6 protein-coding genes are annotated in these 10105 nt (G+C 64.1%); 2 read left to right on the forward strand and 4 right to left on the reverse strand.

The annotated features are described in order from the left end of the window. Window positions 1–665: 665 nt before the first annotated feature. From galU to J8I87_RS37385, 3 genes are all read right to left on the reverse strand, one after another. Window positions 666–1547, reverse strand: a complete 882-nt coding sequence (gene galU, locus J8I87_RS37375; protein WP_209937389.1) for a UTP--glucose-1-phosphate uridylyltransferase GalU — start codon at window positions 1545–1547, stop codon at window positions 666–668. A gap of 69 nt (window positions 1548–1616) precedes the next feature. Continuing rightward, window positions 1617–4490, reverse strand: a complete 2874-nt coding sequence (locus J8I87_RS37380) for a valine--tRNA ligase (RefSeq protein ID WP_209937390.1) — start codon at window positions 4488–4490, stop codon at window positions 1617–1619. Continuing rightward, window positions 4453–4683 carry a hypothetical protein gene (locus J8I87_RS37385; RefSeq protein ID WP_209937391.1) on the reverse strand — a complete coding sequence of 77 codons (231 nt, stop codon included), beginning with the start codon at window positions 4681–4683 and terminating at the stop codon, window positions 4453–4455. Before J8I87_RS37385 ends, J8I87_RS37380 begins: the two co-directional genes overlap by 38 nt. Here J8I87_RS37385 and J8I87_RS37390 point away from each other — a divergent pair. Beyond that, window positions 4682–7054, forward strand: coding sequence for a UvrD-helicase domain-containing protein (locus J8I87_RS37390; RefSeq protein WP_209937392.1), 2373 nt, complete (start codon window positions 4682–4684; stop codon window positions 7052–7054). The genes J8I87_RS37385 and J8I87_RS37390 overlap by 2 nt on opposite strands. Then, window positions 7051–7839: a 5'-methylthioadenosine/adenosylhomocysteine nucleosidase gene (locus J8I87_RS37395; RefSeq protein WP_209937393.1), complete on the forward strand. Its 789-nt coding sequence runs from the start codon at window positions 7051–7053 to the stop codon at window positions 7837–7839. Before J8I87_RS37390 ends, J8I87_RS37395 begins: the two co-directional genes overlap by 4 nt. A gap of 28 nt (window positions 7840–7867) precedes the next feature. On the opposite strand, the gene J8I87_RS37400 is transcribed toward J8I87_RS37395, so the two are convergent. Beyond that, entirely contained in the window at window positions 7868–9781 is a 1914-nt protein-coding gene (locus tag J8I87_RS37400) for a propionate--CoA ligase (RefSeq protein WP_209937394.1), read from the reverse strand. Window positions 9782–10105 lie beyond the last annotated feature (324 nt).

A 10105-nucleotide genomic window follows, 5' to 3' on the forward strand; every position in this document is an offset into this window, starting at 1 on the left:
CCCCTGTGCGGGGCGGCACTTACTTTCTTTGCCGCCGCAAAGAAAGTAAGCAAAGAAAGCGGACTCATACCGCCAATCCTTGACCGTTACCCACGGGCTCTCAACGCCCCGGTCTTCCTTCCTCGGCGTGCTCGCCCACCTGCGTCGCCAGCGCGTTTGTAAGCGCCTCACCCGCTTAACGTCCCCGCGGTTCGATACAAGTCTGCGAATAACCCCGGCAGATGTACGGCAAAGTGCATGCAGGCCGTCGCGCCGCGTGGGACACCATCGCTCCGTGACGCTTCCAAACGGCTCTGGCATTGCCTTGTACCGCGAGACTACGTTGGGCGATAAAAGTGAGCGATAGCTCGCCGTCAGGAGCTTGCGTGAAGAGGGTGGGGCGTATAGCGAGGACGTTGGCAACGGACATGAGCCAAGGCGTCGTCGTGCGAGTATGGGGCCGTTGAGAGCCCGTGGGTAGGAACGAGGATTGGCGGTGTGAGCGGCTTTCTTTGCCTACTTTCTTTGCCGCGGCAAAGAAAGTAGGTGCCGCCCCGCACAGGGGCAACGCTTGCGCCGCTGTCGCTATCGCGGATGCCCGCGAAGGGCAAGGCAAACGACACATCACAAAAGGCAACCTGCCCGCGACACGCCACACAAACGCGTCGCAGACATAAGATCGCAAACTAGCCTTCCAACACCGGCGACCGCGTCCGCAAATACTCTTCAAAGTCGGCGGCGACTTCCGGATGCCGCAGCGCGAACTCGACCGTCGCCTTCAGATAGCCGAGCTTGCTGCCGCAATCAAACCGCGTACCGTGGTACTTGTAAGCAAGAACCTGCTCATCGGCGAGCAGCGACTGGATCGCGTCCGTCAACTGCAACTCGCCGCCCGCGCCAGGCTTCAGCGCGCGGATATGATCGAAAATGCGCGGCTTCAAAACATAACGCCCAACCACGCCCAGGTTGGAGGGCGCGACTTCGGGCGCCGGCTTCTCGACGATGCCCGACATCTTGATGATGGCGTCCTCCCACTCCTTGCCGTCGACGATACCGTACGACTTCGTCTCCGACGCCGGGATCTCTTCGACGCCGATCACCGAGCTGTGATAGTGATCGAACACCTCGATCATCTGCTGCATGACGGGCGGCTTGCCGTACAGCAGGTCGTCCGCGAGGATCACGGCGAACGGGTTGTCGCCCACCAGTTTTTCGGCGCACAGGACAGCGTGGCCCAGGCCAAGCGCTTCAGGCTGACGCACGTAGAAACAGTCGACATGGCTCGGCTTGATGCTGCGAACCAGCTCCAGCAGCTTCGCCTTGCCGCGCGCTTCCAACTCGGCCTCGATTTCGTACGACTTGTCGAAATGGTCCTCGATTGCGCGCTTGCTGCGGCCCGTCACGAAGATCATTTCCGTGATACCCGCGGCCATCGCTTCTTCGACTGCGTACTGGATCAGCGGCTTGTCGACGATCGGCAGCATCTCCTTCGGGCTCGCCTTGGTGGCAGGGAGGAAGCGGGTGCCGAGACCCGCGACCGGAAAGACTGCCTTTGTAACTTTTAGCATGTGTGTACCCTGCGTCCTCTGGTTTGGGATGCGCGCCGCACCGTGAGGCGCGGCACGCATAAGAGTGAATCAGGCAGGCAGGCGAGACAGTTGTGCCGTCAGCTTGCCAATGGTGGTCTGATATTCTGCCAGCCTTTTTTGCTCCTGCTCAACGACCGCGGGCGGTGCTTTTGCAACAAAACTCTCGTTCTGCAGCTTGGCGTTACATTTCGAAACTTCCGCGTTCAACCTTGCAATCTCTTTTGACAGGCGTTCGCGCTCGGCGGCGACGTCGATCTCCACCTTCAGCACGAGTTTGTCCGTTCCTACGATAGCAATCGGCGCGCCATGTGCCTGCGCATCCAGCGTTGCCTCGTCGGCGATGATCTGCACCTCGGACAGGCGCGCCAATGCCTGTGCATATGGCGCAAACGACGCGAGGCGCGCGGCGTTGCCCGTCACGAGCAGCGGCACCTTCGTCGCCGGCGACAGATTCATCTCGCCGCGCAGATTACGGCACGCGTCGATCACGGCTTTCAGGTCGGCGGCCCATTGCTCGGCCTGTTCATCGATCTTGCCGGGCTCGGCGATGGGGTAGGGCTGCGTCATGATCGATGCTTCCCCGTCCGCCTTGCCTTCCGGATACTTTGCCGCAAGCGGCGCCACCTTCTGCCACAGTGCTTCCGTAATGAAAGGAATCACGGGATGCGCGAGGCGTAGCACCGCTTCGAGCACGCGCAGCAGGGTGCGGCGCGTGGCGCGCTGCTGCTCGGGCGTGCCCGTCTGGATCTGCACTTTCGCCAGTTCAAGGTACCAGTCACAGTATTCGTCCCATACGAACTTGTATAGGGCGTTTGCCACATTGTCGAAACGATAGTCGGCAAAGCCCTTTTCGACTTCGGCCTCGACACGCTGCAGGAGCGACACGATCCAGCGATCGGCCTGCGAGAAGTCCGTGTAGCCGCCCGGGCCGCAATCGCCCGGCTGGCACGCGCCCGGCTTCGAGAAACCGCAGTCGTGGCCTTCGCAGTTCATCAGCACGAAGCGCGTTGCGTTCCACAGCTTGTTGCAGAAGTTGCGATAGCCTTCGCAGCGCGCGAGGTCGAAATTGACGTTGCGCCCGAGCGTCGCCATCGACGCCATCGTGAAGCGCAGCGCGTCCGTGCCGAACGCCGGGATGCCTTCGGGGAATTCCTTGCGCGTCTTCTTTTCGATGGTGGCGGCCTGCTTCGGATTCATCAGGCCCGTCGTGCGTTTCTTCACGAGTTCATCCAGGCCGATGCCGTCGACGATATCGATCGGGTCGAGCGTGTTGCCCTTGCTCTTCGACATCTTATGGCCTTCCGCGTCGCGCACCAGTCCGTGCACGTAGACGGTCTCGAACGGCACCTTGCCTGTGAAGTGCGTGGTCATCATGACCATGCGCGCGACCCAGAAGAAGATGATGTCGAAGCCCGTCACCAGCACCGACGACGGCAGGAACGCTTTCAGTTCGGGCGTCTCATTCGGCCAGCCGAGCGACGAGAACGGCACGAGCGCCGACGAGAACCACGTGTCGAGCACGTCTTCATCGCGCTTTAACGCGCCCGTGTAGCCTTTCGCTTCGGCTTGCGCGCGGGCTTCGTCTTCCGTCTTCGCAACGAAGATCTCGCCGTTTTCGCCGTACCACGCGGGAATCTGATGGCCCCACCACAACTGACGCGAGATGCACCAGTCCTGGATGTTCTCGAGCCACTGGTAGTACGTGGTCGTCCAGTTCTCCGGCACGAATCTGATCTGCCCGTTGCGCACGACGTCGAGGGCCGTTTCGGCGATCGACTTGCCCGGATTGAACGTGCCCTCGGGCGCGGGCTTGCTCATCGCGACGAACCACTGGTCGGTGAGCATCGGCTCGATCACGACCCCCGTGCGGTCGCCGCGCGGCACCATCAGTTTGTGCGGCTTGACGGATTCGAGCAGCCCAAGCGCTTCCAGATCGGCGACGACCTGCTTGCGCGCTTCGAAGCGGTCCATGCCGCGATATTTTTCGGGCGCGTTGTCGTTGATCTTCGCGTCGAGCGTGAGGATTTCGATCTGCGGCAGCTTGTGGCGCTGGCCGACCTGATAGTCGTTGAAGTCGTGCGCGGGCGTGACCTTCACGACGCCCGTGCCGAACTCGCGGTCCACGTAGTCGTCGGCGATGATGGGGATTTCGCGGTCCGTGAGCGGCAGCTTGACGGTCTTGCCGATCAGGTGCGCATAGCGCTCGTCTTCCGGATGGACCATCGCGGCAACGTCGCCGAGCATCGTTTCGGGGCGAGTCGTGGCGACCGTCAGATGGCCCGAGCCGTCCGCGAGCGGGTACTGGATGTGCCACAAGTGGCCGTTTTCTTCCTCGCTGACCACTTCGAGATCGGAGACGGCCGTGAGCAGCACGGGGTCCCAGTTGACGAGCCGCTTGCCGCGATAGATCAGGCCCTGTTCGTAGAGGCGCACGAACACGTCGCGCACGGCGGCCGACATCTTGTCGTCCATCGTGAAGTATTCGCGCGACCAGTCGATCGAGGCGCCCAGACGCCGCACCTGGCTCGTGATCGTCGAGCCGGACTGCTGCTTCCATTCCCACACGCGCTCGACGAACTTCTCGCGGCCGAGGTCATGGCGCGAGACGCCCTCCGAGTCCAGTTGCCGCTCCACGACGATCTGCGTCGCGATGCCCGCGTGGTCCGTGCCCGGCACCCACAGCGTATTTTCGCCGAGCATCCGGTGATAGCGGGTCAGGCCGTCCATGATCGTCTGGTTGAACGCATGGCCCATGTGCAGCGTGCCCGTGACGTTGGGCGGCGGCAACTGGATCGAGAAATTCTTGCGGCCCGGTTCGAACGCCGGGGCGGCGTAGCCGCGTTTTTCCCATTCGGGGCCCCATTGCGCCTCGATCGTTTGCGGCTCAAAACTTTTGGCCAGCGTGCTGTCGCTTGTCGTCATCGTCGAAATCTGCCGGAAAATGCGTGGAAAGATGCCTGAAACCGTGAATTATAAAGGGATGCGGCAGCGGCGGGCCGCGCTTGCCGTTGCGGGCGCGGCGCGGGCGTGCCGATGCGGCGTCGCGGGTTGCGGGCGTCGCGGTCTTATAATGACGGACCACCCGCCGCAACCGTTGTTTCTGCCCGTCATCCATGCCCGAACTGCTCGCGAACCTGAACCCCGAACAATACGCCGCCGTCACGCTGCCGAACGAACCGGCGCTCATTCTGGCGGGCGCAGGCAGCGGCAAGACGCGCGTGCTGATCACGCGGATCGCGTGGCTGATCCAGCACGGTTTTGCATCTCCGCCGACCGTCCTCGGCGTGACGTTCACGAACAAGGCCGCGCGCGAAATGATGTCGCGCCTGTCGGCGCTTTTGCCCATCGACACGCGCGGCATGTGGATCGGCACCTTCCACGGCCTGTGCAACCGGATGCTCCGTGCGCATTACCGCGACGCAGGTCTGCCGCAGACGTTCCAGATTCTCGACACATCGGACCAGCTTTCGGCGATCAAGCGCCTGATGAAGGGCCTGAATATCGACGACGAGAAATATCCGGCGAAGAACCTGCAGTACTTCATCAACAATGCGAAGGAGCAGGGGCTGCGTCCAAAGGACGTCGACGCGTCCGACAACTTCAACCGCAAGTTCGTCGAGCTGTACGACGCGTACGACCAGCAATGCCAGCGCGAAGGCGTCGTCGATTTTCCGGAACTGCTGCTGCGCTGCTACGAGCTGCTGTCGTACAACCCGCCGCTGCGGGCGCATTACCAGGCGCGCTTCCGTCACATTCTCGTCGACGAGTTCCAGGACACCAACAAGCTGCAATACGCGTGGCTGAAGCTGCTGGCGGGCGAGCACAACGCGATCTTCGCGGTCGGCGACGACGACCAGTCAATCTACGCGTTTCGCGGCGCGAACGTCGGCAACATGCGCGACTTCGAGAATGAGTTCAAGGTCCGGCATCTGATCAAGCTCGAGCAGAACTACCGCTCGCACGGCCATATTCTCGATGCGGCGAATCATCTGATCGCGCACAACGCGCGGCGCCTGGGCAAGAATTTGCGCACCGACGCGGGCCACGGCGAACCCGTGCGCGTCTATGAAGCCGCGACGGATTCGCAGGAAGCGGGCTGGATCGTCGAAGAAATACGCGCGCTGATCAACACGGGCGCGTCGCGCAGCGAGATCGCCGTGCTGTACCGGAGCAACGCGCAGTCGCGCACGATCGAACATACGCTCGTGAATGTCGGCATTCCGTATCGCGTGTATGGCGGCCTGCGCTTCTTCGAGCGCCAGGAAGTGAAGCATGCGCTCGCGTATCTGCGCCTGATCGACAATCCGAACGACGACACCGCGTTCGCGCGCGTCGTCAATTTCCCGACGCGCGGCATCGGCGCGCGTTCGATCGAACAACTGGCTGACGCGGCGCGTCTGTACAACTGCTCGATGGCGGCGGCGATTCCGTACGTGACGGGCAAGGCGGGCACGAGCCTCGGCACGTTCGCGAACCTGATCGCGAAGATGCGCGCCGAGACGGCGCAGATGAGCCTGCCGGAAACGGTCGAATATGTGGTGCGCGCAAGCGGCCTGTCCGAGTTCTATCAGAACGAGCGCGAAGGGCAGGAGCGGCTCGAAAACTTGCAGGAACTGGTGAACGCGGCCACCGCGTTCGTCAGTGAGGAAGGCTACGGGCTCGATACGCCCGCGCGCTCGATCCCGTTGCGTCCGGGCGCAACGGCGGCGCCGGAACTGGTCGTCGCCACTGACGATCCCGGTGTCGACGTGCTCGACGCCGCCAATCCCGCCGATCCCGCGCAAAACCCCGACACGATGACGCCGCTCGCGGGCTTCCTGTCGCACGCGTCGCTCGAAGCGGGCGACAACCAGGCGCAGGCCGGCCAGGAAGCGGTGCAACTGATGACGGTGCACGCGGCGAAGGGCCTTGAATTCACGGCGGTGTTCATCACGGGCCTGGAGGAAGGGCTGTTCCCGCACGAAAACAGCGCGATGGAAGCGGATGGCCTCGAAGAAGAGCGCCGCCTGATGTACGTCGCGATCACGCGCGCGAAGGAGCGGCTGTATCTGTCGTTCGCGCAAAGCCGGATGCTGCATGGACAGACGCGCTACAACATCCGCTCGCGCTTTTTCGACGAACTGCCGCAGGAAACGCTCAAGTGGCTCACGCCGAAAGTCGAAGCGGGCGCGCGCTGGGGCGGCCGCTCGGACAATGCGGGCTGGGGACGCGACTGGTTCGCGCGACCCGATCGTCAGCAAGGCTATGGCGGCGGCCGCGAGAGCTACGCGACGACCAACGCGCCGCTGCCCGCGTTCGCCAACGAGCAGCGCGCCGCGGACACGGGCTTCCGTGTCGGCCAGCAGGTGTTCCACACGAAGTTCGGCGAAGGCACGATCACCGCGCTCGAAGGCGGCGGCGCTGATGCGAAGGCGCAGGTCAAGTTCAAGCGGCACGGCGAGAAGTGGCTCGCGCTCGCCGTCGCGAAACTTCAGGCGGTCGAATGAGCGCGCTGCCGTCCGAAGCGACGATTCCTCGCCGTCCGCTCGGCGTGATGGCGGCGCTGCCCGAGGAGCTCGGCGACCTCGTCGCCGCGATGCGCGCCGAAGGCAACGTCGAAACGATCACGCATGGCAAGCGTGACTATCACATCGGCACCGTGCACGGCGCGCCGTGCGTCGTGACGCTCGCGCGCGTCGGCAAGGTCGCGGCGGCCGCCACTGTCAGCGCGTTGATTCACGCGTTCGATGTCGAAGCCGTCGTATTCACGGGCGTCGCGGGCGGCGTCGGGCCTGCGGTGCGGATCGGCGATATCGTCGTGGCCGAGTGGTTGATGCAGCACGATCTCGATGCGTCACCGCTTTTTCCTCGCTTCGAAGTGCCGCTGCTCGGCATGTCCCGCTTTGCCGCCGATGCGCCGTTGACGGCTGCTTTGGCCAACGCCTGCGAGCGTTTCGTCGACGAAGAGGGCGCGGCGCTGTCGCAGCGGTTTTTGACCGAGGCGCGGCCCGTCGTGCATCGCGGTCTGATTATCAGCGGCGACCAGTTCGTCGCGAGCGCGACGTCCGTCGATCTGCTGCGCGCCGCGTTGCCCGACGCGCTCGCCGTCGAAATGGAAGGCGCGGCGATCGCGCAGGTCTGCTACGAATACGGTGTGCCGTGCGCGATCGTGCGCACGATTTCCGACACGGCAGATGCGCACGCGCCCGCTTCGTTCGTCACGTTTTTGACGGAAATCGCGGGCACGTATTCGAGCGGGATTCTCAGGCGGTTTCTGTCGGCGCGCGGCTAAGGGCGCGCGCCGTTCGATGACGCAAGGCCTAGCCGCCGCGCGTGCCGATCGCCAGCGCGAGCGCGTCACGGATCTGCTGCAACGCCGAAGGGTCTTCGATGGTCGGCAGATCGCCGGGATCGCGGCCTTCCGCGAGCGCCGCGATCGCGCGGCGCAATAGCTTGCCGGAGCGCGTCTTCGGCAGCATCGACACCAGCACCACATGCGAGGGCCGCGCGATTGCGCCGAGATGACGGTCGACGGTCGCGCACAGTTCGGCGGACAGCTTCGCGCGCGCGTCGTCGGACTCGTACGCGCCTGCATCGCGGACGACGACGAACGCGATGGCCGCCTGGCCCTTCAACTGATCCGTCACGCCGACGACGGCCACTTCCGCGACCGCCTTGTGCCCCGACAGCGCTTCCTCGATCTCGCGCGTGCCGAGTCGATGGCCCGCGACGTTGATCACGTCGTCCGTGCGGCCGAGGATCGTCACGTAGCCGTCTTCGTCCTGGATGCCCCAGTCGAACGTCGAATAGACCTGCTGGTTCGGCACGCTTTCCCAATACGTCTTCACGAAGCGCGCGTCGTCGCCCCATACCGTCGACATGCAGCCCGGCGGCAGCGGATAGCCGAGCGTGATTACGCCTTTTTCGCCTGTCGGGCAGGGCTCGCCCGTGTGCTCGTTGCGCAGCGTCAGGTCGTAGCCGTAGCAGGGCACGCCCGGCGAGCCGAGTTTTTGCGGCAGCGCCTCGATGCCGCGCTGGATCGCCAGAATCGGCCAGCCCGTTTCCGTCTGCCAGAAGTTGTCGACAACCGGCTTGCCGAGCGAGTCGGCGATCCATGAAGCCGTCGGTTCGTCGAGCGGCTCGCCCGCCAGAAACAGCGTGCGCAGGCTCGACAGATCGGCCTGCTTCAGAAGCGCGGGGTCCTGCTTCTTCAGCACGCGGATCGCGGTCGGCGCGGTGAACATCAGATTGATCCTGTACTGCTCGACGAGCCGCCACCAGATGCCGCCGTCGGGGCGGATGGGCGTGCCTTCGTACATGACCGTCGTGAGGCCCGCGATCAGCGGCGCGTAGACGATATAGCTGTGGCCGACCACCCAGCCGACGTCGGACGCCGTGAACATCGTGTCGCCGGCCTTGCCTTCGAAGATGTATTCCATCGATGCCGCGAGCGCCACCGCATAGCCGCCGATATCGCGCTGCACGCCCTTGGGCCTGCCTGTCGTGCCCGACGTGTACAGCACGTACGAAGGCTCCGTCGATTCGAGCCATTCGCACTGCACGTGCGCGTCGAAGAACTGCTCGCGCAGCGGCTCATAAGCGACGAGATACGGCGCGTTCAGCCGTTCGGGCGCGAGCTGACGGTCGATCAGCAGCACCTTCGGCGTCTTGTGCGTCGCACGGGCGAGCGCTTCATCGACGAGGGGCGTGTAGTCGATCACCTTGCCCGCGCGTGCGCCGGCGTCGGCTGTGACGATCAGCACGGGCTTCGCGTCGTCGATGCGCGCGGCGAGATTCGGTGCGGCGAATCCGCCGAACACGACGGAGTGAATCGCGCCCAGACGCGCGCACGCGAGCATCGCGAACACGGCTTCGGGGATCATCGGCAGATAGACCAGCACGCGGTCGCTGCGCTTGACGCCGAGCGAGCGCATCACGGCCGCCATCCGGTTCACTTCCGCGTGCAGTTCGGCATAGGTGTAGCGCCGCTCGATGCCCGTTTCCGTCGAAACGTAGATGAGGGCGTTCTGCTGTGCGCGCTGCGCAAGGTGACGGTCGACGGCGTTGTGACACAGGTTGGTCCGCCCGCCGACGAACCAGCGCGCAAACGGCGGATTCGAGCGGTCGAGGACGGCGTCGAATGGGGTTTCCCAATGGATGCGCCGCGCTTCTTCGCGCCAGAAGTCTTCGGGGGCTTCGATCGAGCGGCGGTGGAACTCGCGGTAGGTGGTCATCGGAGGCGGTCCTTCGGGCTGCGGGGTGAGCGCGAATGCGCGTGCGCACAGGATAGTGCAGGCGCAGCCCGTCGGACAACGCGGGTAGACCATGTGGTTTGGGGTTTCGGTTTTCGTTTTTGGGTTTGTCTGCGACGCCTGGCGGTTTGCTTTGCCCTTGCGCGGGCATCCGCGATGCGGTTTGCTTTGCCCTTGCGCGGGCATCCGCGATGCGGTTTGCTTTGCCCTTTCGCTGGCATCCGCGATACGCCTCGCGGCGCGGGCGTTGCCCCTGTGCGGGGCGGCACCTACTTTTCTTTGCCGGCTGCAAAGAAAAGTAGGCAA

This window comes from Paraburkholderia sp. LEh10, from assembly GCF_017814945.1.
In the GTDB taxonomy this organism is placed as follows: domain Bacteria; phylum Pseudomonadota; class Gammaproteobacteria; order Burkholderiales; family Burkholderiaceae; genus Paraburkholderia.